This window comes from Kitasatospora sp. NPDC057738 (genome assembly GCF_042798815.1).
Lineage (GTDB): Bacteria > Actinomycetota > Actinomycetes > Streptomycetales > Streptomycetaceae > Kitasatospora > Kitasatospora lactacystinica.
In genome coordinates this window covers 167,780-193,966 of sequence record NZ_JBHVJT010000002.1, presented here as the reverse complement: position 1 = coordinate 193,966, position 26,187 = coordinate 167,780, and the positions used below count along the sequence as shown (strand labels likewise).

Annotated in this window: 22 protein-coding genes and 1 pseudogene; 18 read left to right on the top strand and 5 right to left on the bottom strand. The window is 73.9% G+C overall.

The features are described from left to right. Positions 1-17: 17 nt before the first annotated feature. Complete coding sequence (gene rpsR, locus ACFVGO_RS02055; RefSeq protein ID WP_030059640.1) at positions 18-254, top strand: 30S ribosomal protein S18; 237 nt, start codon at positions 18-20, stop codon at positions 252-254. Between the two features lie 17 nt (positions 255-271). Beyond that, positions 272-718: a 50S ribosomal protein L9 gene (rplI, locus tag ACFVGO_RS02050; protein ID WP_359909461.1), complete on the top strand. Its 447-nt coding sequence runs from the start codon at positions 272-274 to the stop codon at positions 716-718. A gap of 97 nt (positions 719-815) precedes the next feature. On the opposite strand, the gene ACFVGO_RS02045 is transcribed toward rplI, so the two are convergent. Further along, positions 816-2,162, bottom strand: coding sequence for an MATE family efflux transporter (locus tag ACFVGO_RS02045; protein ID WP_380630630.1), 1,347 nt, complete (start codon positions 2,160-2,162; stop codon positions 816-818). A 577-nt stretch (positions 2,163-2,739) separates the two neighbouring features. On the opposite strand from ACFVGO_RS02045, the gene dnaB reads away from it, so the two are divergent. After that, the gene (gene dnaB / locus ACFVGO_RS02040; RefSeq protein WP_380630650.1) at positions 2,740-4,230 is read left to right on the top strand and encodes a replicative DNA helicase; all 1,491 of its coding nucleotides are present in this window, start codon (positions 2,740-2,742) and stop codon (positions 4,228-4,230) included. 23 nt (positions 4,231-4,253) lie between these two features. Here dnaB and manA read toward each other — a convergent pair whose 3' ends face one another. After that, entirely contained in the window at positions 4,254-5,459 is a 1,206-nt protein-coding gene (gene manA, locus ACFVGO_RS02035; protein WP_380353371.1) for a mannose-6-phosphate isomerase, class I, read from the bottom strand. A gap of 335 nt (positions 5,460-5,794) precedes the next feature. Here manA and ACFVGO_RS02030 point away from each other — a divergent pair, with 335 nt between their 5' ends. The 11 genes and pseudogenes from ACFVGO_RS02030 (at position 5,795) to ACFVGO_RS01980 (ending at position 17,619) form a co-directional block, all read left to right on the top strand. Further along, positions 5,795-6,556, top strand: a complete 762-nt coding sequence (locus ACFVGO_RS02030; protein ID WP_380353374.1) for a polyprenol monophosphomannose synthase — start codon at positions 5,795-5,797, stop codon at positions 6,554-6,556. A 69-nt stretch (positions 6,557-6,625) separates the two neighbouring features. Continuing rightward, positions 6,626-6,748: a hypothetical protein gene (locus ACFVGO_RS02025; protein WP_359909449.1), complete on the top strand. Its 123-nt coding sequence runs from the start codon at positions 6,626-6,628 to the stop codon at positions 6,746-6,748. 109 nt (positions 6,749-6,857) lie between these two features. After that, positions 6,858-7,880 (top strand): MBL fold metallo-hydrolase, encoded by a 1,023-nt coding sequence (locus ACFVGO_RS02020; RefSeq protein WP_380630627.1) that lies wholly within the window; start codon positions 6,858-6,860, stop codon positions 7,878-7,880. A 16-nt stretch (positions 7,881-7,896) separates the two neighbouring features. After that, positions 7,897-8,838: pseudogene (locus tag ACFVGO_RS02015) on the top strand (NTP transferase domain-containing protein). Next, positions 8,835-10,043, top strand: coding sequence for a molybdopterin molybdotransferase MoeA (locus ACFVGO_RS02010; protein WP_380630626.1), 1,209 nt, complete (start codon positions 8,835-8,837; stop codon positions 10,041-10,043). Before ACFVGO_RS02015 ends, ACFVGO_RS02010 begins: the two are co-directional and overlap by 4 nt. Then, positions 10,040-11,101, top strand: a complete 1,062-nt coding sequence (locus tag ACFVGO_RS02005) for a potassium channel family protein (protein WP_380353381.1) — start codon at positions 10,040-10,042, stop codon at positions 11,099-11,101. The genes ACFVGO_RS02010 and ACFVGO_RS02005 overlap by 4 nt, the downstream gene beginning before the upstream one ends. 43 nt (positions 11,102-11,144) lie before the next feature. After that, positions 11,145-12,122: an NAD(P)H-quinone oxidoreductase gene (locus tag ACFVGO_RS02000; RefSeq protein ID WP_359909438.1), complete on the top strand. Its 978-nt coding sequence runs from the start codon at positions 11,145-11,147 to the stop codon at positions 12,120-12,122. Positions 12,123-12,273: 151 nt separating this feature from the next. Further along, on the top strand, positions 12,274-13,086 hold the full coding sequence (locus ACFVGO_RS01995) for a hypothetical protein (protein WP_380630624.1): 813 nt from the start codon (positions 12,274-12,276) through the stop codon (positions 13,084-13,086). Between the two features lie 352 nt (positions 13,087-13,438). Continuing rightward, entirely contained in the window at positions 13,439-14,053 is a 615-nt protein-coding gene (locus ACFVGO_RS01990; protein ID WP_380353386.1) for a bacterial proteasome activator family protein, read from the top strand. Positions 14,054-14,357: 304 nt separating this feature from the next. Next, on the top strand, positions 14,358-15,794 hold the full coding sequence (locus tag ACFVGO_RS01985; protein WP_359897690.1) for a protein kinase: 1,437 nt from the start codon (positions 14,358-14,360) through the stop codon (positions 15,792-15,794). 112 nt (positions 15,795-15,906) lie between these two features. Next, the gene (locus ACFVGO_RS01980) at positions 15,907-17,619 is read left to right on the top strand and encodes a protein kinase (protein ID WP_359897691.1); all 1,713 of its coding nucleotides are present in this window, start codon (positions 15,907-15,909) and stop codon (positions 17,617-17,619) included. Between the two features lie 100 nt (positions 17,620-17,719). Here ACFVGO_RS01980 and ACFVGO_RS01975 read toward each other — a convergent pair whose 3' ends face one another. Together ACFVGO_RS01975 and ACFVGO_RS01970 are read right to left on the bottom strand one after the other, a co-directional pair. Next, positions 17,720-18,820: a phosphotransferase gene (locus ACFVGO_RS01975; RefSeq protein WP_359897692.1), complete on the bottom strand. Its 1,101-nt coding sequence runs from the start codon at positions 18,818-18,820 to the stop codon at positions 17,720-17,722. A gap of 65 nt (positions 18,821-18,885) precedes the next feature. Next, the gene (locus ACFVGO_RS01970) at positions 18,886-19,545 is read right to left on the bottom strand and encodes a response regulator transcription factor (RefSeq protein WP_359897693.1); all 660 of its coding nucleotides are present in this window, start codon (positions 19,543-19,545) and stop codon (positions 18,886-18,888) included. Between the two features lie 426 nt (positions 19,546-19,971). On the opposite strand from ACFVGO_RS01970, the gene pdhA reads away from it, so the two are divergent. From pdhA to ACFVGO_RS01955, 3 genes are read left to right on the top strand one after another with little or no spacing between them, the layout of a single operon-like run. Continuing rightward, positions 19,972-21,126 carry a pyruvate dehydrogenase (acetyl-transferring) E1 component subunit alpha gene (gene pdhA / locus ACFVGO_RS01965; RefSeq protein WP_380353393.1) on the top strand — a complete coding sequence of 385 codons (1,155 nt, stop codon included), beginning with the start codon at positions 19,972-19,974 and terminating at the stop codon, positions 21,124-21,126. Then, complete coding sequence (locus ACFVGO_RS01960; protein WP_380353395.1) at positions 21,126-22,100, top strand: alpha-ketoacid dehydrogenase subunit beta; 975 nt, start codon at positions 21,126-21,128, stop codon at positions 22,098-22,100. Before pdhA ends, ACFVGO_RS01960 begins: the two co-directional genes overlap by 1 nt. 14 nt (positions 22,101-22,114) lie before the next feature. Further along, complete coding sequence (locus ACFVGO_RS01955; RefSeq protein WP_380630621.1) at positions 22,115-23,545, top strand: dihydrolipoamide acetyltransferase family protein; 1,431 nt, start codon at positions 22,115-22,117, stop codon at positions 23,543-23,545. Positions 23,546-23,631: 86 nt separating this feature from the next. On the opposite strand, the gene ACFVGO_RS01950 is transcribed toward ACFVGO_RS01955, so the two are convergent. Next, positions 23,632-24,564: an LAETG motif-containing sortase-dependent surface protein gene (locus ACFVGO_RS01950; protein ID WP_380630619.1), complete on the bottom strand. Its 933-nt coding sequence runs from the start codon at positions 24,562-24,564 to the stop codon at positions 23,632-23,634. Positions 24,565-24,928: 364 nt separating this feature from the next. Between ACFVGO_RS01950 and ACFVGO_RS01945 the strand changes: the two genes are divergently transcribed. Next, positions 24,929-26,161, top strand: coding sequence for a M64 family metallopeptidase (locus ACFVGO_RS01945; protein WP_380630617.1), 1,233 nt, complete (start codon positions 24,929-24,931; stop codon positions 26,159-26,161). Positions 26,162-26,187 lie beyond the last annotated feature (26 nt).

Genomic DNA, 26,187 nt, shown 5'->3' with positions numbered 1-26,187 from the left:
CCCAAATGGAGCACACAATGGCGAAGCCGCCTGCTCGCAAGCCGAAGAAGAAGGTTTGCGTCTTCTGCAAGGACAAGGTCAACTACGTTGACTACAAGGACACGAACCTGCTGCGGAAGTACATCTCCGACCGCGGCAAGATCCGTGCCCGTCGGGTGACCGGCAACTGCACCCAGCACCAGCGTGACGTCGCCACGGCCGTGAAGAACAGCCGTGAGATGGCGCTGCTGCCCTACACCAGCACCGCGCGCTAAGAGAGGGTGACCAAGTAATGAAGATCATCCTCACGCACGAGGTGCCGGGTCTCGGCTCCGCCGGCGAGGTCGTCGAGGTCAAGGACGGCTACGCCCGCAACTACCTGGTCCCGCGTGGCTTCGCCATCCGCTGGACCAAGGGTGGTCAGAAGGACGTCGACGCCATCCGTCGCGCCCGGAAGATCCACGCCATCCAGACCCTCGAGGCCGCCAACGAGGTCAAGGGTCAGCTCGAGGGCGTCCAGGTCAAGCTGGCCGTCCGCTCGGGCGAGGCCGGCCGTCTGTTCGGCTCGGTGACCCAGTCCGACGTCGTCGAGGCCATCAAGGCCGCCGGCGGCCCGGCCGTGGACAAGCGCGCCGTCGCGATCGGCTCGCCGATCAAGACCGTGGGCTCCCACAAGGTCTCGGTCAAGCTGCACTCGGACGTCGTGGCCAACCTCGACGTCGCCGTCGTGGCTGCCTGAGCTCCGTAGCCAAGGCCCGAGGGCCGGACTCCTCCGGGAGTCCGGCCCTCGGTCATTTCCGGACGGGACCCCCGAGGGAGTCCCGTCCGGAGGCGTTTCAGCCGCGCACCGCCCCGGTGACCAGCCACTTGCCGCCGCGGGCGCGCCAGGCCAGGAAGCCGGCCCGCAGCAGCATGAACAGGTTCATCGCCCACCAGAGCCCGGCCAGTCCGGTGCCGGTGGCCGGGACCGCCAGCGCCACCGGGACGAACACCGCCAGGGTCGCGAGCCCCGCCCACGCGAGGTACGGCCCGTCCCCGGCGCCCATCAGCACGCCGTCCAGCACGAAGACCAGGCCGGCCACCGGCTGGGTGAGCGCGAGCAGCAGCAGGGCGGTGTCCAGCTGGGCCCGGACGGCCGGATCGGGCGTGAACAGCGGGACGTACAGCGGGCGGGCAAGGACCACCAGCAGGCCGAGCACCAGCCCGGAGACGATGCCCCACTCGACCATCCGCCGGGTGGCGGCCCGGGCGCCGGGGGCGTCCGAGGCGCCGAGGTAGCGGCCGATGATGGCCTGGCCGGCGATCGCGATGGCGTCCAGCGCGAAGGCCAGGAAGTTGAACAGCGTCATGGTGATCTGGTGGGCGGCCACCTGGTCGTCGCCGAGCCGGGCGGCCACCGCGGTGGCGGTCATCAGCACCGCGCGCAGGCTGATCGTCCGGACCAGCAGCGGGCCGCCGGCCCTGGCACTGGCCCGGATGCCCGCCGTGTCCGGCCGCAGCGAGGCCCCTTCCCGGCGGGCGCCGCGGACCACCACGACCAGGTAGGCGGCGGCCATCCCGGTCTGGGCGAGCACGGTGCCCCAGGCCGACCCGGCCACCCCGAGCCCGGCGCCGTACACCAGGCCGACGTTCAGGCCGATGTTGGCGGCGAAGCCCGCGACGGCCACCACCAGCGGTGTGCGGGTGTCCTGGAGGCCGCGCAGCACACCGGTGGCGGCCAGCACCATGAGCATCGCCGGGATGCCCAGGGAACTGATCCGCAGGTACGTCACCGCGTGCGGCGCGGCGGTCGCCGAGGCGCCCAGCACGTCGGCCGCCCAGGGGGCCAGCAGCAGGGTGAGGAGCACGACCGGGACGGCCAGGCCCAGGGCGAGCCAGATGCCGTCGATGCCCTGCTGCACGGCGCCCCGGCGGTCTCCGGCGCCGATCCGGCGGGCGACCGCCGCGGTGGTGGCGTAGGCGAGGAAGACGAACACGCCGGTCGCGGTGGAGAGCGCGGCGGAGGCGACGCCCACCCCGGCCAGCTGGGGGGTGCCGAGGTGGCCGACGATCGCCGAGTCGGCCATCAGGAAGAGCGGTTCGGCGACGAGCGCGCCGAAGGCCGGGACGGCCAGGGCGAGGATCTCCCGGTCGTGCCGGCGTCGCGAGGGGGCCGGGGCCGGGGTCGTGGGCGAGGCGGTCATGGGCTCCAGGCTACTCATCCACAGGTAATGGATGTAAGTGCTATGTGACCATTACTCGAAATCTTGAGCGGTGCGGTTCGCCCGCTCTGTGCCCACAGCCGTTCGGAGGTGTGTGAAGAATTTCTCATGCACAGGCCCGGAACGAGGTAATCCCAGGTCAACAGGTTGACGGTGGATCGATGGTCCGGTTATCCACAGGAGCGTCCACAGGGGTGTCCACAGCTTTGCGGCAGTTCTCCACAGGAGAGGGCCGGTCATCCACACCCCCTGTGGATAACCGCCTTGGCGCAACGGCGTCCGGCGCCTTAGCGTGGGCCCTCCGCCCGACACTCCCGCCGCACCGGCGTCCGATTTGTCGGAGCCGTGGCGTACAAAGAGGAGCGGATCCGCTCCACCCAGCCACCGGCAAGCCCGCTCCAACTTCGCACCACTCGCTGATCGGGGAACACGCGTGACCGGCCCCCAGTACGACGACCACGACGCCCCGCCGCCGGAGGAGGACTGGCAGACCGCCGAGGACCCCTTCCCGGCCGGCGCCTTCGACGACGCGCCCTTCCCGGACGGCCCGGGGGACCGGCTGCCGGTCTCGCGCGGCCGCGGCGAGGGACGTCAGGGCGGTGGCCGCGACGGCTTCCAGAAGGGCGGCTTCCAGAAGGGCGGCAAGGGCGGCCGGTCGGAGGGCGGCCGGCAGCGCCGGGACGAGGGCGACGGCGACGGCGGCGGCGGCGGCGGTGGGGCGGACGGTTTCGAGCGCGTCCCGCCGCAGGACCTGGCCGCCGAGCAGTCCGTCCTGGGCGGCATGCTGCTCTCCAAGGACGCCATCGCCGACGTGGTCGAGGTGCTCAAGCCGGCCGACTACTACCGGCCCGCGCACGAGATGGTGCACGGCGCGATCCTCGACCTCTACGCCCGCGGCGAGCCGGCCGACCCGATCACCGTGGCCGGCGAGCTGACCAAGCGCGGCGAGCTCCAGCGGGTCGGCGGCGCCTCGTACCTGCACACCCTGGTCAACTCCGTCCCGACCGCGGCCAACGCCGAGTACTACGCCCAGATCGTGCACGAGCGCGCGGTGCTGCGCCGGCTGGTCGAGGCGGGCACCCGGATCGCCGGCATGGGCTACGCGGCCGAGGGCGACGTGGACGAGATCGTCAACGCCGCCCAGGCGGAGATCTACGCCGTCACCGAGCAGCGCACCAGCGAGGACTACGCGCCGCTCGCCGACATCATGGAGGGCGCCCTCGACGAGATCGAGGCGATCGGCTCCCGGCAGGGCCAGATGTCCGGCGTGCCGACCGGCTTCGCCGACTTCGACCAGCTCACCAACGGGCTGCACCCGGGCCAGATGATCGTCATCGCGGCCCGTCCCGCGATGGGCAAGTCCACCCTCGCGCTGGACTTCGCGCGGGCCTGCTCGATCCAGCACAAGCTGCCGAGCGTCATCTTCTCGCTCGAAATGGGCCGCAACGAGATCGCCATGCGCCTGCTCTCCGCCGAGGCGAGGGTGGCGCTGCACCACATGCGCTCCGGGAACATGACGGACGACGACTGGACGCGGGTGGCCCGCCGGATGCCCGACGTCAGCGAGGCGCCGCTGTTCATCGACGACTCGCCGAACCTGTCGATGATGGAGATCCGGGCCAAGTGCCGTCGGCTGAAGCAGCGCAACGACATCAAGCTGGTCGTCATCGACTACCTCCAGCTGATGCAGTCCGGCGGCTCCCGGCGGGCCGAGAACCGTCAGCAGGAGGTCTCGGACATGTCCCGTAACCTCAAGCTGCTGGCCAAGGAGCTGGAAGTCCCGGTCATCGCGCTGTCCCAGCTGAACCGTGGTCCCGAGCAGCGCACCGACAAGCGGCCGATGGTCTCCGACCTCCGCGAGTCCGGCTCGATCGAGCAGGACGCCGACATGGTCATCCTGCTGCACCGCGAGGACGCCTACGAGAAGGAGTCCCCCCGCGCGGGCGAGGCCGACCTGATCGTCGCCAAGCACCGAAACGGTCCGACCGCGACCATCACGGTGGCCTTCCAGGGCCACTACTCGCGCTTCGTCGACATGACCCGGGACTGAGCCCGGAGCGCGCGGGGGCCCGGTCAGACGGTGACGGTGGCGCGGAACAGCGTGCTGCCGGTGCCGCGGAGGCGGGTCGGGGTGCCGGTGGCGGGGAGGAAGGCGCACTGGCCGCGGGCCAGGTCCAGGACGGTGCCGTCGGCGGCGGTCAGGCGGGTGGCGCCCTCGGTGCAGAACAGGATCTGCGGGGTGCGGCCGTCGATCCCGCGCTCCGTGCCGTCCAGGACGAAGCGGGAGAGCCGGAACTCGTCGATCGGGACGGGGTAGAGCTCCTCGCCCGGGGTGCCCGGGACCGGGGCCGGTTCCAGCACCTCGGGGGCGCCGGCCTCGAAGACCACGACCTTCAGCAGCTCCGGCACGTCGATGTGCTTCGGGGTGAGGCCGGCCCGCAGCACGTTGTCGGAGTTGGCCTGGAGCTCCACGCAGACGCCGGACAGGTAGGCGTGCGGCACGCCGGCGCCCAGGTAGAGCGCCTGGCCGGCCCGCAGCCGGACGTGGTTGAGCAGCATGCCGGCGATCACGCCGCGGTCGTCCGGGAAGTCCTCGGCGATCCGGGCGTACGGGGCGTACTCCCCGTCGGGGTCGGTCAGCGCCAGCACCTCGACGGTCCGCCGGACGGTCTCCCCGTCCAGCGAGAGGGCGGCGGTCAGGGCGCCGCGCAGCGCCTCGGACTCTCCCCCGGCCTTCGGCCGGGAGGTGCCCCCACCGGCGGCCAGCCGCTCGATCACGGGGGCGAGCCCGGGCACCGCGAGTCCGGTCAGCAGCCGGGCCGCCCCGGCGGGCCGGCGGAAGCCGCACAGGCCCTCGAAGTCGCCCAGCGCGCAGACCATCTCGGGCTTGTGGTTGGCGTCCCGGTAGTTGCGCTCGGGGGCGTCCAGGGGGATCCCGAGGGCGTTCTCGGCGGCGAAGCCGGCCCGGGCCTGGTCGAGGGTGGGGTGGGCCTGGATGGACAGCGGGATGCCCGCGGCCAGGACCTTGAAGAGGAACGGCAGGGCCGGGCCGAACCTGGCGACGCTCGCGGCGCCCAGTTCGCCCTCGGGGTCGGCGGCGATCAGCTCGTCCAGCCGGCGCGGGCCCTCGCCGCGGTCGGCGCGCGACGGCGCCCCGGGGTGGGCGCCCATCCACAGCTCGGCCTGCGGTTCACCGGTCGGCCGCTGCCCGAGCAGCTCGGGCAGGGCGGTGAGCGACCCCCAGGCGTACGGGCGGACGGTGTTGACGAGCCTGTCCATGCGCGCGGTCCTACTCCTTCGCTGTCTGGGCGGCCCCGGATGTCCCGAGTCCGGATCGCCGGGATGGTCCCGGCGGTGCGGGCGGTCCGGGCACGGGCAAGGGAAACGACCCTAGCCGACCGGTGTCACCCAACGGGAAACGGCGGGCGTCGGGTGGGAGTGCCACGGTCGGGCGGGTGGTTCCCGGCGCGGTAGTAGGATGCCAGGACGCAGTAGCCTCCGCCCTGCGCGCAGTTCGCCACCGGGTCCTCCCCGGCGGGTTGCCGGCGGAGCCGCGTTCCAGAGTGCGGGCGCCGGTGTTCCGAGACCCCCGCCATCGGCCGAGAGGTTTGTACGTGACCGTGAACCAGCAGAGTTTTGCTGATCTCGGCAAGGTCCTGGTGATCATCCCGACCTACAACGAGGCGGAGAACGTCGAGCGGATCGTCGGCCGGGTCCGTGCCGCCGTGCCCGAGGCGCACGTGCTGGTCGCCGACGACAACAGCCCCGACGGCACCGGCGAACTGGCCGACAAGCTGGCCGTCGAGGACGAGCACGTCCACGTCATGCACCGCAAGGGCAAGGAGGGCCTGGGCGCCGCCTACCTCGCGGGCTTCCGCTGGGGCATCGACAACGGCTACGACGTCCTGGTCGAGATGGACGCGGACGGCTCGCACCAGCCCGAGGAGCTGGACCGGCTGCTGGGCGCGCTGCGCGGCGCCGACCTGGTGCTGGGCTCGCGCTGGGTGCCGGGCGGCCGGGTGGTGAACTGGCCGAAGTCGCGGCTGCTGCTCTCGCGCGGCGGCTCGACCTACTCGCGGCTGATGCTGGGCGTGCCGATCCGGGACGTCACCGGCGGCTACCGGGCGTTCCGCAAGGAGACCCTGCTGGGCCTGGGCATGGACGAGGTCGCCTCGGCCGGGTACTGCTTCCAGGTCGACCTGGCCTGGCGCACCGTGAAGGCCGGGTTCAAGGTCGCCGAGGTGCCGATCACCTTCGTCGAGCGCGAGCTCGGCGCGTCCAAGATGAGCCGCAGCATCGTGGTCGAGGCGCTGTGGCGGGTGACCACCTGGGGCGTCACCGACCGGCTGGCCCGGCTGCGCGGCGCCCGGCGCTGACCGACCGAACAGCCCTCGCCGTGGCCGAAGGGCCCGTCCGCCGGAACCGGTGGACGGGCCCTTCCGCATGTGATCCACCGGGACCTCGCCGCCGAGCGGGCCGCCGTCTTCGCGCCGCGCGGGCAGGTGAGGGCCGAGCCGGAGCGGGCCGCCCGCCGGGCCGAGGGACCGGCCGCCCGGAGCGCGGTGTGACGTGGAGCGGAGGCGCGCCCCGCCGGGCGCGCCTTCCGCGCATTCGGCCGCCGGTGCTCCCATGCTGTAGGGCGCAGGACATCCGACCGCCGACCAGAGGGAGCAGCCCGTGACGACGTCCCCGTCCGAGGAGAGCGCCGGCGCGGAGCGTGCCCAGGCCGGGCCGGACCGCTCCGGCGGGCCCGCCGGGCCGGCCGCGGGCGCCGAGCCGCCGGAGGCCGGACAGCCGGCCCGGCCGCTGGAGGTCGCCGTCTTCACCGGCCCCGAGTCGGCCTTCTTCGCCACCTCCACCCTGATCCTCGGCGAGCGGACCGCGATCCTGGTGGACGCCCAGCTGACCCGCAGCGCCGGGCGCGAGCTGGCCGAGTGGGTCGCCGGCAAGGGCAGACGGCTGCTCGCCGTGGTGGTCACCCACCAGCACCCGGACCACTACTTCGGCGCCGAGGAGGTGCTGCGGCTCTTCCCCGACGCGCAGCTGCTGGCCGCCCCGGCCGTGGTCGAGGGCATCCGGCGCACCGTCGCCGCGAAGGTCGCGCAGTGGAAGCCGGTGTACGGCGACGACATCCCGGACCACCCGCTGATCCCCGCCCCGCTGCTGCCGCAGCCGCTGATGCTGGACCGCCAGGTGATCCCCGTGCTGCTGCTCGGCCAGGCCGACTGCGGGGACTCCACGGTCGTCCACGTGCCGAGCGTCCGCACCGTGATCGCCGGGGACTTCGTCCACAACGGCACCCACGTCTGGACCGCCGACACCACCCCGGCCCAGCGCACCACCTGGGGGCACAACCTCGGCCGGATCGCCGACCTCGGCGCGGACCGGGTGATCGCCGGCCACCGCGCCCCGGGCCAGGGCGACGACGCCGCCCGGGTGCTGGCCTTCACCGGCGAGTACCTCCAGGACTTCGACCGGCTGCTGGCCGAGCACCCGGACGACCCGGAGGCGCTGGTCACGGCGATGAACGAGCGGTACGGGGAGCTGACCCTGCCGTCCATCCTGGAGCTGGGCGCGGCGGCCAACACCGCCCGCGCGGCCGGGGCCGCGCCCGGCGCGGACGCGCAGGAGGCGCAGGAGGCGCAGGACGCGCAAGAGCGGCCCGAGCGGCCGGAGGACGACGGGACCGCGGCGCGGTAGGGCGGATACTGGCCGCATGACGCCGTACGACGTGATCGTTCCGGCGGGCGGGGCCGCCCGGCGCCTCGGCGGCGCCGACAAACCCGGGCTGACCGTGGGCGAGACCACCCTGCTGGACCGGGTCCTCGCCGCCTGCGCGGGCGCCCGTACCGCCGTCGTGGTCGGCCCGGCCCGGCCGACCGAGCTCGGCGGCGTCCACTGGACCAGGGAGCGGCCGCCCGGCGGCGGGCCGGTGGCCGCCGTCGCCGCCGGGCTCGGCCTGGTCACCGCGGACACCGTGCTGCTGCTCGCCGCGGACCTGCCCTTCCTGGACCGGCGGACGGTGGAGCGGCTGGTCGCCGCCCTCGACGGGGCCGGCGCGGCCGCGGACGCCGCCGTGCTGGTCGACGCGGGCGGCCGCGACCAGCCGCTCGCCGCCGCCTACCGCACCGGCCCGCTGCGCGCCGCGCTGGCCGCGCTCGGCGATCCGGCCGACCAGCCGCTGCGCCGCCTGGTCGGCGGGCTGGCCCGGCTGCGGGTGGCCGACACCGACAACGTCGCCTACGACTGCGACACCTGGGAGGACCTGGAGCAGGCCCGCGAGCGCGACCGGACGTGACCCTCACCGGCACCGTCACCGGCGTGTGAGCGAAACGACGCGCGCCGCACCCGGGGCGAACACCTCGGCGAACCGGCCATCGGGCAGCATGGGCGCATGGAGCGCACGCTGGATGACTGGATCGCCGAGGTCAAGGCCGACCTGGGCATCGACCTGGACGTCGACGTCCGTGGTCTGCTCGACACGGCCCGGGTGGTCGCGCACGGAGTGGCCCGGCCGGCCGCACCGCTGACCGCCTTCCTGATCGGCTACGCGGCCGCCCGGCAGGGCGGCGGGGCGCAGGCCGTCGCCGAGGCGGCCCGGCGGACCGAGGCGCTCGCCGAGCGCTGGGTCGCCGCCGAGCGGCCGGACGAGTCGTGAGCGCGGTCGGACAGTCCACCGTGGCCGCACCGTCCACCGGCCCCGGCGTGCTGAGCTGGCCCCGGGCCCGGGAGACCGCGCGCCGGGCCGGGCTGCGCCCGCTGCCCGGGGTCCGGGCCCCACTGGCCGAGGCGCTCGGCCGCACCCTCGCCGAGCCGCTCTCCGCGCTGACCGACCTGCCCGCCTTCGACACCTCCGCGATGGACGGCTGGGCGGTCGCCGGCCCCGGTCCGTGGCGGGTCGCCGGCCGGGTGCTGGCCGGCCGGGCCGAACCGGCCGCGCTGGCCGACGGCACCGCCGTGGAGATCGCCACCGGCGCCCAACTCCCGCCCGGAGCCACCGCCGTACTGCGCCGTGAGCACGGGCGGACGGACGGCTTGCTGCTGCACGACCGCGGTCCGCAGCCGCTGACCACCGGCCAGGACGTCCGCCCGCGCGGCCAGGAGTGCCGCCGGGGCGAGGAGTTGCTGCCGTCCGGCGCTCCGGTAGGGCCGGCCGTGCTCGGCCTGGCCGCCGCCTGCGGCCACGACCGGCTGTCGGTCCACCGCCGCCCGGAGGTCCAACTGCTCGTCCTGGGCGACGAGTTGCTCACTGCCGGGGTGCCCGGTCCGGGGCTGGTCCGGGACGCGCTCGGGCCGCTGCTGCCGCCCTGGCTGCGGGCGGCCGGCGCCGACCCGGCCGAAGTGGGGTACGTCCGGGACGACTTCGGGCTGCTCCGGGACGCGCTGCGGCACTCCACCGCGGACCTCGTGGTCACCACCGGCGGAACGGCCGCCGGGCCGGTCGACTTCCTGCACCGGGCGCTCGCCGACGTCGGCGCCCGGCTGCTGGTGGACGGCGTCGCCGTCCGGCCGGGCCACCCCATGCTGCTGGCCGAACTCCCCGGCGGACGCCACCTGGTGGGCCTGCCCGGCAACCCGCTGGCCGCCGTCGCCGGGACGGTCACCCTCGTCCTGCCGTTGCTGCACGCCCGCAGCGGGCGGACCGTCGGCGCCCCCGTCCTCGCCCCGGCCGCGGCGGCCCTGCCCGGGCACCGGACGGACACCCGGCTCCACCCGGTCCGGCGGACCGCCGAGGGCGTCCTGCCGCTGGCCTTCGACGGACCGGCGATGCTGCGCGGGCTCGCCCGGGCCGAGGCGCTGGCCGTGGTGCCGCCCGGCGGGGCGGCGGCGGGCGAGCCGGTCGAACTCCTGGAGGTGCCGTGAACCGATTCCGACGCAACCTGGCCCCGGGGACGGAGCCGTGGGCGGACGCCGGGATCGTGCTGCCCGCCCGGCGGGCCGATCCCGCCGTCCGGCAGGTCGGCTTCCGGCTGCTGCTGGCGCTCGCCGTCCTGGTCGCCACCTCGTTCATCGTCTACCTGGACCGGGCCGGCTACAACGACAACGCCGGGGGCGAGCTCAGCTTCCTGGACGCGGCGTACTACGCCACGGTGACGCTCTCCACCACCGGGTACGGCGACATCACCCCGTTCAGCGACAGCGCCCGGCTCACCAACATCTTCGTGATCACCCCGCTGCGCGTGGTGTTCCTGATCATCCTGGTCGGCACCACCCTGGAGGTGCTCACCGAACGGACCCGCCTGCAATGGCGGTTGAACCGCTGGAGGTCCACCGTGCGCGAGCACACCGTCGTCATCGGCTACGGGACGAAGGGCCGCAGCGCCGTCGACACCCTGCTCGGACAGGGGGTGAAGAAGGAGGAGATCGTCGTCGTCGACCCGCAGCGCAAGGTGATCGACCACGCCGCCCAGCACGGCCTGGTCGGGGTGGTCGGCGACGCCACCCGCACCGACACCCTGGTGCGCGCCGCGCTGCCCACCGCCGCCCGGGTGGTGGTCGCACCGGAGCGGGACGACACCGCCGTGCTGATCACGCTGACGGCCCGGCAGCTGAACAAGGCCGCCACCGTGGTCGCCGCCGTCCGGGAGGACGAGAACGCGCCGCTGCTGCGGCAGAGCGGGGCCGACGTCGTGGTCACCAGCTCCAGCTCGGCCGGACGGCTGCTCGGGATGTCGATGCTCAGTCCGCACGCCGGGGCGGTGATGGAGGACCTGCTGACGTACGGCAACGGGCTGGACGTGGTGGAGCGCCCGGTCACCCGGGCGGAGGCCGGGCACAGCCCGCGCGAGTGCGCGGACCTGGTGGTCGCGGTGGTCCGGGGCCGACGGGTGCTCAACTACACCGAGCCGGAGGCCGCCGTGCTCCAGCTCACCGACCGGGTGATCGTCATCAAGTCCAGTACGGTCCTGCCGACCGGCTGAGCCGTACCGCGCAACCGCCCCGCCCCCGCAGTAGGTTCGGGGCATGCATGCGATGACGATTCCCGTACCCGGAGGTCCCGAGGCGCTGGTGTGGGCCGAGGTGCCCGACCCGGTGCCCGCCGAGGGCGAGGTCCTGGTCGAAGTGGCGGCCACCGCCGTCAACCGCGCCGACCTGCTCCAGCGGCAGGGCTTCTACAACCCGCCGCCCGGCGCCTCGCCCTACCCGGGGCTGGAGTGCGCCGGGCGGATCGTCGCGCTCGGCCCCGGGGTGTCCGGCTGGGCGGTCGGCGACGAGGTGTGCGCCCTGCTGTCCGGCGGCGGCTACGCGCAGCTGGTCGCGGTGCCCACCGGGCAGCTGCTGCCGCTGCCCGCGGGGCTGTCCGTCGAGCAGGCCGCGGCGCTGCCCGAGGTCGCCTGCACGGTGTGGTCCAACGTCTTCCTCACCGCGCACCTGCGGCCCGGCGAGACGGTGCTGCTGCACGGCGGCGCGAGCGGGATCGGCACGATGGCGATCCAGCTGGCCAAGGCGGTCGGCGCGCGGGTCGCGGTCACGGCGGGCAGCCGGGAGAAGCTGGCGCGCTGCGCCGAGCTGGGCGCGGACATCCTGATCGACTACCGCGAGCAGGACTTCGTCGAGGCGCTCCGGGAGGCCACCGGCGGGGCCGGGGCGGACGTGATCCTGGACATCATGGGCGCCAAGTACCTCCAGCGGAACGTGGACGCGCTGGCGGTCAACGGGCGGCTGGTGATCATCGGACTCCAGGGCGGGGTGAAGGGCGAGCTCGACCTCAACGCGCTGCTGCGCAAGCGCGGCGCGGTGATCGCCACCAACCTGCGCGGGCGGCCGCTGGCGGAGAAGGCGGCGATCGTGGCGGCGGTGCGGGAGCACGTGTGGCCGCTGGTCGAGTCCGGGGTGGTGCGGCCGGTGGTGGACCGGGTGCTGCCGCTGGCCGACGTGGCCGAGGCGCACCGGGTGCTGGAGCGCGGGGAGCAGGTCGGGAAGGTCGTGCTGCGGGCCTGAGAAGGGGGGCGGCCCGGCGGCGCGGCGACACCGGTCAGGGCGTGAAATCGCCCGAAATGCCGTACCGCCGGGGGCGTGCGAATCTGGTCCGGAGCAGTCCCGCCGCCGATCCCGCCCCCGGGCGCCGTCGGCCGTCGGAAGGACTCCGACCGTGGCCGCATCACCGCACGCATCCCTCGGGCCGCTGCCCGTCGCGCCGCACCACCGTCGTACTTCCCGCCGCTCCCCGGGCCGTGTCCAGCGGCTGGTCGCGGCGGCCGTGCTGGGGCTCACGCTCCCACTGGCCGCCGCCTCGGCGGCGATGGCACTGCCCTCGTCCGCGGTGCTGTCCCCGCCGGAGGCGGCTCCCTCGCCGGACGCGGGGGCGAGCGCCGGGCAGGGCGGGGAACCGGACACCTCCGGGCCGGTGGCCGCGCCGCGGCGGCGGCCGGTGCCGCACCCGCATCCGAAGCCGGACGGCGACCTCCCGCAGGCCCACCGGCACCACCCGGCCTCGCTGCCCGAGCGCTCCGACGCCGCCGTGGAGCAGGCCCCCGAGCAGGCACCCGAGCAAGCGCCGGAGCAGGCGCCGGAGCAGGCGCCGGACCGGACCGCCGACCGGGCCGTCGAGCAGGCTCCGGAGCAGGGCCCGGAACAGAATCCGGAGCAGAATCCGGAGCAGGCCCCCGACCGGGCCGCCGAGCAGGCCCCGGAGCAGGGCGTCGGGGCCGAGTCGCCGGAGACCGACGGGAAGGCGGCGGAGGGCGAGGCCCCCGGCGATGCCGCCGCCACGGACCCGGCCGCCGTGGACACCGCGGACGCCGCCACTGCCGCCGGACAGCCGGTCGCGGCCGTCGCCGCCGTGCCCGCGATCTTCCCCGTCCACTGGCAGGACGCCTCCACCACCCAGCTGCCGCTGGGCGTCGGTCTGGGGCTGATCGGCTGCGGCCTGGGACTGGTCGGCGTGCGGCTGCGCAAGGGCTGAGGCGCCGGTGCCGCGACCGGGTGCGGCGGCGCGGGTGCCCGCGGCGCTGGTGCCACGGCTAGGGGACCGCGTCCGGGCGGGCGGCTCCGGGGCTGAGGGGCGGAACCGGAGCGTTCCCGGGGGCGGCGCGCCCGGTGCGGGGCCGGGATTCCGGCGGGCGCGCGGCGGCGGGCCGGTGCGGTCCGGTCCGGGGCACCGTCGGCGGGCGCGCGGCGGCCGGGGAGCGGGAACTGAGTATCCGTACGGATTCCCGTGCGGCGGCCGGGGGCGTACCTTCGTCACGGGTGGCGCAGGACGGCGGGACGACCGGGGGCTTCCGCCCGACCAACCCCAGTGAGAGAGAATGTTGTTCATGACGAATCCGATGAACGAGCGCCCGTCGCAGGAGCCCTTCCGGGCCGCCGGCGGGCAGTCGCAGGACGGCCAGAAGGTGCTGATCGTCGGACCGGACGGGCTGCCCGTGGGCCAGGGGTTCGCCGGCACGGTCGGGGACGGGGACGACGAGGGCGACGTGCCGCGCGAGCTCCCGGTGACCGAGATGGTCGAGCAGCCCGCCAAGGTCATGCGCATCGGCAGCATGATCAAGCAGCTGCTGGAGGAGGTCCGGGCGGCGCCCCTCGACGAGGCGAGCCGGGCCCGGTTGAAGGACATCCACGCGAGCTCGATCAAGGAGCTCGAACTGGGACTGGCCCCGGAGCTGGTCGCCGAACTGGAACGGCTGTCGCTGCCGTTCACCGACGACACCATCCCGACCGAGGCCGAGCTGCGGATCGCCCAGGCCCAGCTGGTCGGCTGGCTGGAGGGCCTCTTCCACGGCATCCAGACGGCCCTGTTCGCGCAGCAGATGGCGGCGCGGGCCCAGCTGGAGCAGATGCGGCGGGCACTGCCGCCCGGTCTGAACAGTGGCGAGTCGGACGAGGACGAGCCGGGCCCGGGCCGCGGCATCCGCTCCGGCCCCTACCTGTAGCCGCAACCGGCGGGTACCCGCCGGCGGGTACCGGCCGGTCCGCCCGGACCGCCGCCGGACCGGACGTACCACGACGGTCCGCCCCGGCCCCGGCCACCGGGACCGGGGGGCGGCGGCCCGGGACCGCTCCCCGGCCCTGGGCCGATCACCGTCGGCGCGAGCCGATACCCTGACCCCTGTCGCCGGCCGGTGGAACCGCCGCGACAGGGGCCCGCCGGGCCAGCGGGCCGGGCCCACCACGCACGGACGAGACCGAACGTCAGGCTGCGGCGAGCACGCCCGCGCCGAGGGGGAGCAGAGGACCATGAGCGAGCACGGCAACGCGGCGGTCGAGGGCTTCTCGCTGGGCAACGGCCGCTATGTGCTGCAGCGGCTGCTGGGCGAGGGCGGCATGGCCTCCGTGCACCTCGCCCACGACCGCGTGCTGGACCGGCAGGTCGCGCTGAAGAGCATGCACAGCGAGCTGGGCCGGGACGACTCGTTCAAGGAGCGGTTCCGCCGCGAGGCCCAGGCCGTGGCCCGGCTGGAGCACCCCAACATCGTCACGGTGTACGACAGCGGCGAGGACGTCGCCGCGGACGGCTCCAGCACGCCGTACATCGTCATGCAGCTGATCGACGGCAAGGGTCTGCGCGAGGCGATCAACGAGGCGATCGGCCAGTACGGCGCGATGCCGGCCGAGGAGGCCCTGAAGGTCACCATCGGCGTGCTGAACGCGCTGGAGGCCTCGCACGACATGGGCCTGGTGCACCGCGACATCAAGCCCGGCAACGTCATGTTCGACCGCAAGGGCAACGTCAAGGTCATGGACTTCGGCATCGCCCGTGCGCTGGAATCCGGCGTCACGTCGATGACCCAGACCGGCATGGTGGTCGGCACCCCGCAGTACCTCTCGCCCGAGCAGGCGCTCGGCAAGCCGGTGGACGCCCGCTCCGACCTGTACTCGGTCGGCGTGATGCTCTTCGAGATGATCACCGGGCAGCTGGTCTTCGACGGCGACTCGGCGTTCTCGATCGCCTACAAGCACGTCCAGGAGGAGCCGCCGGCCCCCTCCACCCTCAACCGCTCGGTCACCCCCGAGGTGGACGCCTTCGTCGCCCAGGCGCTGCGCAAGGACCCGGCGCACCGGTTCCAGAGCGCGGCGGCGATGCGGGACGAGGCGGAGCGGCTGATCGAGGCCGCCAAGGGCGGCGGCAACGGGCAGTGGCTGCAGGCCAGCACCCCGCTGGTGATCAACGAGGGTCCGCGCTCGGTGCACGCCGCCCCGCAGGCCCCGCAGGCGCCGCACAACCCGCAGACGCCTCAGCCGCAGTACCTCCAGCAGGGCGGGCCGCAGCAGTACCGGACCCCGCCGCCGGCGTACCCGACGCCGCAGCCGCAGACCCCGCACCCCTTCCCGCAGCAGTACCAGACCCCGCCGCCCGCCTTCCAGCCCCCGCGTCCGCAGGCACCGCACACCCCGCACCCGCAGTTCCTGCAGCAGGGCGCGCCGCAGGCGCACACCCCGCCGCCGCAGCCGATGCCGCCGTACCAGCAGCCCAAGGCGCCCAGCGGCGGCGGCTGCTCGACGGCCGTGGTCGTGATCGGGATCATCGTCGGCGTGCTGGTGCTCGCGGGCATCATCATCGCCATCGTGGTCAACAAGGCGGACGTGAAGACCGGCGGCAAGTACAGCCACGGGGAGCGTCCCGCCAACGTGCTGGTCGTCGACCTCCCCGCCGACCGGAATGGCCTGCTCTGACGGATTCCGGCCGGTTCGGGGGTGCCGCGTCCGTCCGCCGGAAGCGGTAGCGTTCGGGGATACGTAAGCGACAGGGCAGCGCGATCCGAGCGAACGCCCGGGGCGAGGAGCGATGGCACAGACGCAGCAGCCGGACGACGACGCGGGTGTCCGAGCGGTCGGCCGGACCGGCGGGACCCCGAGGATTCCCGAGCCCGGCAGCGAGGCCCAGACCTCGGCGCTGCCGCCGTTCGGCGGTCCGCAGACCCCGGGCCGCGGCACCGCCGTGCCGCTGAGCACCGTCGGCGACGGCCGCTACCGGCTGACCTACCGGCTCGGCCGTGGCGGCATGGCCGAGGTGTTCGCCGCCGAGGACGTGCGGCTCGGCCGCACCGTCGCGGTCAAGCTGCTGCGCGGCGAGCTGGCCCAGGACGACGTCGCCCGGCTGCGCTTCACCCGCGAGGCACACGCCGTCGCCGCGCTCAACCACCACTCGATCGTCGCGGTCTACGACACCGGCGAGGAGTACGTCGGGGACGAGTCCACGCCGTACATCGTGATGGAGCTGGTCGAGGGCCGCACCGTCCGCGAGCTGCTGGCGGACGAGGAGGCGCCGCCGGTCGACCAGGCGCTGATCATCATCGCCGGGGTGCTGGAGGCGCTCGCCTACAGCCACCGCAACGGCATCGTCCACCGTGACATCAAGCCCGCCAACGTGAGCATCACCAACGCCGGCGCGGTCAAGGTGATGGACTTCGGCATCGCCCGGGCGCTCACCGGCGGGGCGACCACGATGACCCAGACCGGCATGGTCATGGGCACCCCGCAGTACCTCTCGCCCGAGCAGGCGCTCGGCAAGCCGGTCGACCACCGCTCGGACCTGTACGCGGCCGGCTGCATGCTCTACGAACTGCTCACGCTGCGCCCGCCGTTCACCGGTGACACCCCGCTGTCCGTGGTCTACCAGCACGTCCAGGACCCGCCGCTGCCGCCCTCGCAGGCCAACGGCCGGGTGCCGACCGGGCTCGACCCGCTGGTGCTGCGCTCGCTCGCCAAGAACCCGGACGACCGCTTCCAGGACGCCGACGAGTTCCGAGCCCACGTGCAGCACGCGCTGCGCGAGATGCACGGCGCGGGCGGGGCCGTCTGGGCGGGCGCGACGGCGGGCGACACCGGCGCGACCCAGGTGCTCCGGCCGGACCAGGCCGCGGCCACCGCGGCCTTCGGCGCGGTGGGCCCCGGCGACCAGACCTCCGTGCTGCCGTACCCGACGGGCGGCCCGCACACCCCCTCGTCGCCCTATCCGGCGGCCGGCGGCCCGTACGGCGACGGCGCGGGCGAGGAGGACGGCGGCGGCCGGCGGCGCGGGCCGTGGGCCTGGGTGGCCGGTGCGATCGCCGTGCTGGTCGCGGCCAGTGCGGGCATCGCCTTCGCGCTCAGCGGCAACGACAGGATCGACCCCACGGTGTCCCCGACGCAGCCCCCGGCGGTCACCAGCAGCGACACGCCCGTGCCGGTGCAGAGCGGCCTGACGCCCCCGCCCACCTCGGGCTCCGGCAGCAAGAAGCCGCAGCAGCCGACCGACCCCAACACCACCGGGAACACCACCGGGAACAGCGGCAACAACATGTCGCCGTCGCCCGGCTGGGGCAAGCACACGCCGACCCCGACGCCGACCGGGACCGCGAGCCGCACGCAGACGCCCGCCTCGACGGCGCCCACGACCGGTGGCGCGACGCCCGGCGGCGGGGGCGGCAACACGCCGCCGCCGAACCCGCTGCCGACCAAGACGAACCCGCCGGTGACGTTGCCGCCCTCGCTGCCCGCGCAGCCCGGGAACGGCTGACCGGCCGACCGACCGACGGGCCTCGACCGGCAGACCGGCTGACCCGCCTCGACCGGTCCTGCCGACCTCGCGGGTCGGCCGGACCGGCCGGTGGACGCGGTCAGTTGGCGAAGGCGTCCAGGACCTGTTCGTACTCCTGGCACCACCACGCCAGCTGCCCCGCGGAGGCGGGGTAGAGCGGGTCGGCCCGGTGGTCGGCCCGCTGGTAGCGCCACTGCAGCATCCAGAAGTCGTTCAGCCGCTCCCACCAGACCCGGTGGACGGCGGCGGCCAGGTGCTCGGCGGTGGCGGCGCCGGAGGCCCGGTAGGCCTGTGAGTAGCGGCGGACCCGGACCAGGTCGAGGACGCCGGACGAGCGGTCGTTGAAGAGCAGCGTGGCGGCCCGGACCGCCTCCTCGGCGCGTGGCTGCGGGCCGAGCTTGTCCCAGTCCAGGACGGCCGTCACCCGGCCGCCCCGCGGGCCGTCGTCGTACAGCAGGTTGAGGCCGTGGAAGTCGCCGTGGGTCCAGCCGGTGGGGGGCGCGGCAGCCGGGGCGGGGCGGCGGTGGGCGTGCTCGGCGAGCAGTTCCAGCCGTTCCGTGAGCCGTTCCACCACCAGGGCGTCCAGCTCCCCGGCGGGGTGCTGCTCGCGGGCGCGGCGCCGCAGGTCGTGGGCGAGGGCGGCGCTGTCGACGGCGTCGGCGCTCCGGTATCCGGCGGGTTGTTCGAGGGGGGCGCAGACATCGTCGAGTGCGCCGTGCAGCCGGCCGAGCAGCGTGCCGAGCGCGTCGCACTGCGACGGTTCGAGCTCGCCGCCGTGCCGGTGCCGGCCCTCGACCCAGGGGAACAGCGCGAACAGCCGGCCGCCCCACGAGGCCACCGTGCCGGACCGTTCGGCGCAGGCCAGCGGGGGTGCGACGGGCAGTCCGAGGGCGTTCAGCGCGGCCATCGCGCGGTGGTGGGCGACGATCTTCGGGCGGCTGGCGGTGGCGGAGTCGACGTAGCACTTCAGGAAGTACGGACCGGCCTCGGTGGTGACCAGGTACCCCCGGTTCAGCAGGCCCTCGGCGACCGGTTCGGCGGTCAGCAGCCGTCCTGTCCGGTAGCGGGCCAGTACCTCGGCGAGCGCGCCCAGCGGGACGGGTGGGCTGAGGGTCCCCATCGGCGGTGCGGAGAGGTCGGGGCGGGCCGGGGCGCAGGCGAGGGTCTGGCTGAAAGTCACGTGCAGAGGTTATGGCCCCCTTGCGGGGGCCCTTGACAAGCCGTCAGTTCTGTGCAGTCGTGCGGTCAGTACTGGTGGTCGGCCTGGTGCCGCGCCACGAAGGCGGCTGCCTGGGTGCGCCGCTCCATGCCCATCTTGGCGAGCAGACTCGAGACGTAGTTCTTCACCGTCTTCTCGGCCAGGTGCAACTCGTTGCCGATCTGACGATTTGTCATACCTTCGCCGATCAAATCCAGGATCCGCCGCTCCTGCTTCGTGAGCTGGGCGAGCCGCTCGTCCTCCTTCTCCCCGCCGTCGCGCAGCCGGGCGAGCACCCTGCTGGTGGCGATCGGGTCGAGCAGCGAGCGGCCGGCCGCGACGTCCCGGACGGCGGTGATCAGGTCGGTGCCGCGGATCGCCTTCAGCACGTAGCCGGAGGCGCCGGCCATGATCGAGTCGAACAGCGCCTCGTCGTCCGAGAACGAGGTCAGCATCAGGCACTTGATCTCCGGCAGCCTGGACCGGATCTCGCGGCAGACCTCGACCCCGTTGCCGTCCGGCAGCCGGACGTCGAGCACCGCCACGTCCGGGTGGACCGCCGGGATCCGGGTGAGCGCCTCGGCGGCCGTGCCGGCCTCGCCGACCACCTCGATGTCGTCCTCGACCGAGAGCAGATCGTGCACGCCCCGCCGGACGACCTCGTGGTCGTCGAGCAGGAATACCCTGATTTGTCCGTTATCAGTCACGTCCAAAGCCTCCCATACCACCGTACGAAAGACCTATCACCCGTACCCCGGTCACGACGTGATCCGGCCAGAGCCGTCCGAAACCGATACCGAGAACCCCCTTACGCACGGGCTTCCGCCCGGATAACGTGCGCTGGTGTCCTGAAGGCGCTCGAATTGAGAGCTGCGTCACGCCGACCGTCACCCCCACCCTTCCGACGGCGAGCCGATCGCGGCACCCTCGGGGTTGTAGGCCCTGAACAAGTAGGACGTCCTAGCGCAAGCGCGTCGAGGGCGGACGCTGGGTAACGTTCTCGTGAGGGACGCCGTCGGAACAGGATCACCACCTGCCCCGCAGTGGGAGCGCACACCCACGCGCGCCCCGCGAGGCGGTGACCGGACCGGTCACCGGCGACCCCGGGCGGCCGGACAGACCGAGGAGTGAACGTGACCGTCAAAAGCACGGCGAGGGCTCGCAAGAAGGCGGCCCCCGGCGTCCCTGACACCCTCCGCGCCAAGGGCAAGGACGCCCAGCCGGAGCTCGTCCAGCTGCTCACGCCGGAAGGCGAGCGGGTCGAGCACCCTGACTACCCCCTCACCACCACTCCCGAGGAGCTGCTCGCCCTCTACCGCGACCTGGTGCTGGTGCGCCGGTTCGACGGCGAGGCCACCGCGCTCCAGCGCCAGGGCGAGCTGGGCCTGTGGGCCTCGCTGCTCGGCCAGGAGGCCGCCCAGGTCGGCTCCGGCCGCGCCATGCGCCCCGGCGACTACGCCTTCCCCACGTACCGCGAGCACGGCGTCGCCTGGTGCCGCGACGTCGACCCGCTGAACCTGCTCGGCATGTTCCGCGGCGTGAACCACGGCGGCTGGGACCCGAACGAGAAGAACTTCCACCTCTACACCATCGTGATCGGCGCGCAGGCCCTGCACGCCACCGGCTACGCGATGGGCATCACCAAGGACGGCGCCGACGACGCGGTGATCGCGTACTTCGGCGACGGCGCCTCCAGCCAGGGCGACGTCAACGAGGCCTTCACCTTCGCCTCGGTCTACAACGCGCCCGTGGTCTTCTTCTGCCAGAACAACCAGTGGGCGATCTCCGAGCCCACCACCACCCAGACCAAGATCCCGCTGTACCGCCGCGCCTCCGGCTTCGGCTTCCCCGGCGTCCGGGTCGACGGCAACGACGTGCTGGCCTGCCTGGCGGTCACCCGCTGGGCGCTCGACCACGCCCGCAGCGGCAACGGCCCGGTGCTGATCGAGGCGTTCACCTACCGGATGGGTGCCCACACCACGTCCGACGACCCCACCCGCTACCGGCACGCCGAGGAGACCGAGGCCTGGAAGGCCAAGGACCCGATCAGCCGGCTCCGCGCCCTCCTGGAGAAGGAGGGCCTGGCCGACGAGGCGTTCTTCGCCGCCGTCGACGCCGAGAGCGAGCAGCTGGGGCTGCGGGTGCGCGAGGGCGTGCGCGGCATGCCGGACCCGGACCCGACCCTGATCTTCGACCACGTGTACAGCGAGCCGCACACGCTGGTCGATGAGGAACGGGCCGAGTACGCCGAGTACGCGGCCTCCTTCGAGGCGGGGGAGAACCACTGATGGCCGGTCAGCTGAGCATCGCCAAGGCGCTGAACGGAGCGCTGCGCAAGTCGCTGGAGAACGACCCGAAGACCCTCCTGATGGGCGAGGACATCGGCAAGCTCGGCGGCGTCTTCCGGATCACCGACGGCCTCCAGAAGGACTTCGGCGAGGACCGGGTGATCGACACCCCGCTCGCCGAGTCCGGCATCATGGGCACCGCGATCGGTCTGGCGCTGCGCGGCTACCGTCCCGTCGTGGAGATCCAGTTCGACGGCTTCGTCTACCCGGCCTTCGACCAGATCGTCTCCCAGCTGGCCAAGATGCACGCCCGTGCGCTGGGCCACGTCAAGCTGCCGGTCACCGTGCGCATCCCCTACGCGGGTGGCATCGGCGCGGTCGAGCACCACAGCGAGTCGCACGAGGCCTACTTCGCGCACACCGCCGGTCTGCGCGTGGTCACCCCGGCCAGCGCGCACGACGCGCACTGGATGCTGCGGCAGTCGATCGAGTCCGACGACCCGGTCATCTTCCTGGAGCCCAAGCGCCGTTACTGGGACAAGGGCGAGGTCGGCGACGCCGCGGACCTGGGCCTGCACGACGCCCGGATCGTCCGGCCCGGCACCGACGCGACGCTGATCGCGTACGGCCCGATGGTCAAGGTCTGCCTGGAGGCCGCCGCTGCCGCCGAGGAGGACGGCCGCCGGCTGGAGGTCGTCGACCTGCGCTCGCTCTCCCCGGTGGACTTCGCCGCCCTGGAGGAGTCGGTCAAGCGCACCGGTCGGGCCGTCGTGGTGCACGAGGCACCGGTCTTCCTGGGCATGGGCGCCGAGCTGGCCGCCCGGCTGACCGAGAAGTGCTTCTACCACCTGGAGGCACCGGTCCTGCGGGTCGGCGGCTACCACGCGCCGTACCCGCCGTCCCGGGTCGAGGAGGCCTTCCTGCCCGACCTGGACCGCGTGCTCGACGCCGTCGACCGCGCGCTCGCGTACTGAACCGGGGAGCGAAGATGACCACCGAAGTTCGCTCGCTCCGCGAGTTCAAGATGCCCGACGTGGGCGAGGGCCTCACCGAGGCCGAGATCCTCAGCTGGTACGTCAAGCCCGGTGACACCGTCACCGACGGGCAGGTCGTCTGCGAGGTGGAGACCGCCAAGGCGGCCGTGGAGCTGCCCATCCCGTTCAACGGGGTGGTCGAGAAGCTGCACTTCCCCGAGGGCGCCACGGTCGACGTCGGCACCGTGATCATCTCGATCGCGGTCGCCGGGGAGGCGGGGGCCGCGGCTCCGGCCGCCCCCGCCGCGGCTCCGGCGCAGGCTCCGGCTCCGGCCGAGGAGGCCGAGCCCGAGCGGCGCGAGGTGCTGGTCGGGTACGGCCCGCGCACCGGCACCGCCCAGCGCCGGGCGCGGCGGACGACCACCACCAGGGTCGCCGCGACCACGCCGGCTCCGGCGGCCGCTCCGGCCCCGGTCGCCGCCCCGGCTCCCGCGGCGCCCGCGCCGGTCGCCGAAGTGCCCGGCGGGGAGCGCCCGTTGGCCAAGCCGCCGGTGCGCAAGCTGGCCAAGGACCTCGGCGTCGACCTGCGCGCGGTCACCCCGACCGGCCGGGACGGCGTGATCACCCGCGAGGACGTGCACGCCCACGCCGCCGCTCAGGCCGCTCCGGCCGCCGCGGTGGCGGAGGTCGCCGGAACGGCCGTGGCCGAGCCGGCCGCGCCGCAGGTGCCGGTGCCCGCCGCGGGCGACGTCCGGGTGCCGATCAAGGGCGTCCGCAAGGCGACCGCGCAGGCGATGGTGGCCTCGGCCTTCACCGCCCCGCACGTCACCGAGTTCGTGCAGGTCGACGTGACCCGCACGATGAAGTTCGTCCGCCGGCTCAAGGAGAGCGGGGAGCTGGGCCGGGACGTCCGGGTCAGCCCGCTGCTGATCGTCGCGAAGGCGCTGCTCACCGCGATCAAGCGGCACCCCGGGATCAACGCGCAGTGGGACGAGGCGGCCCAGGAGATCGTCCTCAAGGGCCAGGTGAACCTCGGCATCGCCGCGGCCACCCCGCGCGGCCTGATCGTCCCGAACATCAAGGACGCCGGGTCCAGGACCCTCGCCGGGCTGGCCGCTTCGCTCGGCGAACTGGTCGAGACCGCCCGTCAGGGCAAGACCTCGCCGGCCGACATGCAGGGCGGGACGGTCACCATCACCAACGTCGGCGTCTTCGGCGTCGACACCGGCACCCCGATCCTCAACCCGGGCGAGGCCGCCATCCTGGCCTTCGGGGCGGTCCGGGAACTGCCGTGGGTGCACAAGGGCAAGGTGGTCCCGCGTCAGGTGACCACGCTGGCGCTCTCCTTCGACCACCGCCTGGTGGACGGGGAGCTGGGCTCCAAGGTGCTGGCCGACGTGGCCGGGCTGCTGGAGCGCCCGAAGCGCCTGATCACCTGGGGCTGACGGAACCGAAGAAAACGAAGAAACCGAAGGGGCCCTCCTCCGCACCGCCGTGCGGAGGAGGGCCCCTTCGGTGTACCGCCCGTCGACTAGCGCTGGGGACGGAGTCGACGGACGGCGACCAGGACGCCCGCTCCGAGGGCGAGGAGGAGGGCGGAGCCGAGGGCGAGGAAGGTGTTGCTGGAGGAGGAGCCGGTCTGGGCCAGCTCGGGGGTGCCCGCGGGGGCGGTGGTGGCCGGGGCCGACGCCTTCGGGGCCTGGGTGGCGGGGGTGGTGTCCCCGGTCCGGTCGACGGCGGGCTCGGCGGCCTTGGCGGGCGCGTCCTTGGTGGGCGCGGGCTTGGGCTTGGCCGGGGTGGTCGGCTTGGCAGTGGTGGTCGGCTTGGCAGTGGCGGTGCCCTGGGGGTGGGTCACCTTGACCGTCTTGAAGGCCGAGCTGCCGGCGCCCTGGGAACCGGCCATCTCCGCCGAGGCGAACAGGTTGACCGCGGTCACGCCGGCGGGGGTGGCGGCGGCCAGCGAGTAGCGGAACTTGAAGGTCGCGGAGCTGTTGGCGGCCATGCGCTGGCGCTGGGAGCCGGTGACCTCGACGGAGCGCATGCAGCCGTCCTGCAGCTGGAGGTTCTTCCAGGCGCCGGTGTAGTCCAGGTACTGGATCCTGACGTCCTTGAGGCGGGCCGCGGCGCCCGGGCCCGGGGTGACGAGGCCGAGGAAGGGCTCCATGCCGTGGGCGTCCTCGGCGCCCTTGTTGGTGACCTTGAGGGAGACCTCGTTCCAGCTGCCGTCCGCGACCACCGAGGACCTGGCCGAGGTGATGGCGGTGTCGGGGGAGAGCCCGGGCACGTTGGTCGGGGCCTCGTACGCGCCGCCGAGCCGGTGGTCGCCGCAGGCCCAGGCGGTGTCGGTGGCGAGGAACTGGACGCCGCCGGCGAGGACGACGGTGGCGGCGACGGTGGCGATGCGGCGGCGGCCGGAGAGCGCGCGGTCGTTCTTCGCAAAACGGGTGATAACGGGCATGCGCATGACGTGAGTCCCCAGGGTCGACGTGCTGATGGTGTGAATGGGTGAAGACGACCGGCTCCGCTCCTCGTGAGCGGAAGCGCCCCCCGGCTCCGCCGGTCTCGCTCTCCGTGCCTTCATCCGTATAGACGCGCATCCCCGCGGGGGGTTGCAGACGGGTTCCGAAATTTTTTCGGGCTTCTCCGGCGGGTCCCGAGGACGGCCCGAGGAATGGTTGGTATGACCTGGATGATCCGAAATGTGCGGATCGTTCGGCCAGGTCGGTGACTTTTTCGCGGCCGGATAGGGGAGTCCCGGCCGCCCGGGTACGTCTCCGCTCCATCACCCGGGCGACACCGGGTGACCGGCTCCCGGAGGACGCACCCGTATGCCGCCTGGCAACCCTGGCCGTCTCGTCCGGAGTCTGGCCGCACTCGTGCTGGTGTCCGCCGCCGCCCTCCCGGCCGCCCTGGAACTGACCAGCCCCCCGCCGTTCGGCGTGATCGGTCCGGGTGCCCCGGCCGACCGCGCGGTGCCGCCGCACACGGCCCTCCAGGCCGACCAGCGGATATCCGCGGCCGCCCCGACGGTCGACATACGCCGCACCGGGGACCCGGCCAACCGGATCACCCTGGTGCTGATCGGCGACGGCTACACGGCCGACGAGCAGGAGCTCTTCCGGCAGCAGGCCGACAAGGCCTGGCACGCGCTGATGGACATCGAGCCCTTCCGCACCTACCAGGGCTTCTTCAACATCAGGCGGGTCGAGGTGGTCTCCCCGGTCTCCGGGATCGCCGAGTCCGAGAGCCGCGGCCGCAGGACCGCCACCCCGCTCGGCATGCACTTCTGGTGCGAGGGCACCGCCCGGCTGCTCTGCGCCGACGAGTCCGCCACCGCCCGCTACGCGGGCAACGGCGCGGGGCCGCAGTACCTGATAGCGCTGGCCAACTCCACCGAGTACGGCGGCGCCGGCGGCACCGGGGTGACCACCCTGGCGGGCGGCAGCCCGGACGCCGGGCGGATCATCCAGCACGAGATCGGGCACACCGTGGGGGACCTCGGAGACGAGTACGACAGTGCCCCGGACGACGCCGACTACCCGAACCTCGCCACCCTCAACGCCGACGACATGCGCAGGAAGCAGACCAAGTGGTGGCGCTGGCTGGGCGCCGAGTCCCCGGACGGGGCCGGCGTGATCGGGGCGTACCGCAGCGCCAACGGCCTCTACCGGCCCACCCCGGACTCGGTGATGCGCACCCTGGGCAGCGCGTACAACCTCCCCTCGCGCGAGGCGATCATCGAGGAGCTGTACCGCAGGGTCCGGCCGACCGACGCCCCGGTGCCGGCTCCCGGCGAGGTGTCCGGGCGGCCCCGGCTCGACGTCCGGCCGCTGCCGCTGACCGGCCCGCGGCAGCTGAAGGTGGAATGGAAGGTGGACGGCGTCCCGGTGGCCCCGCAGTCCGCCGACGGCTCCTGGCTGGACACCGCCCGGCTGGAGCTGGCCCCGGGCCGGACGGCCACCGTGACGGCGACCGTCCGGGACACCACCGACTGGGTGCGGGACGAGGCCTTCCGGGAGCGCTCCATGACCCGCTCGGTGTCCTGGACGCTGACCGGCTGACCGGCTGACCGATTGCCGGCTGGGGC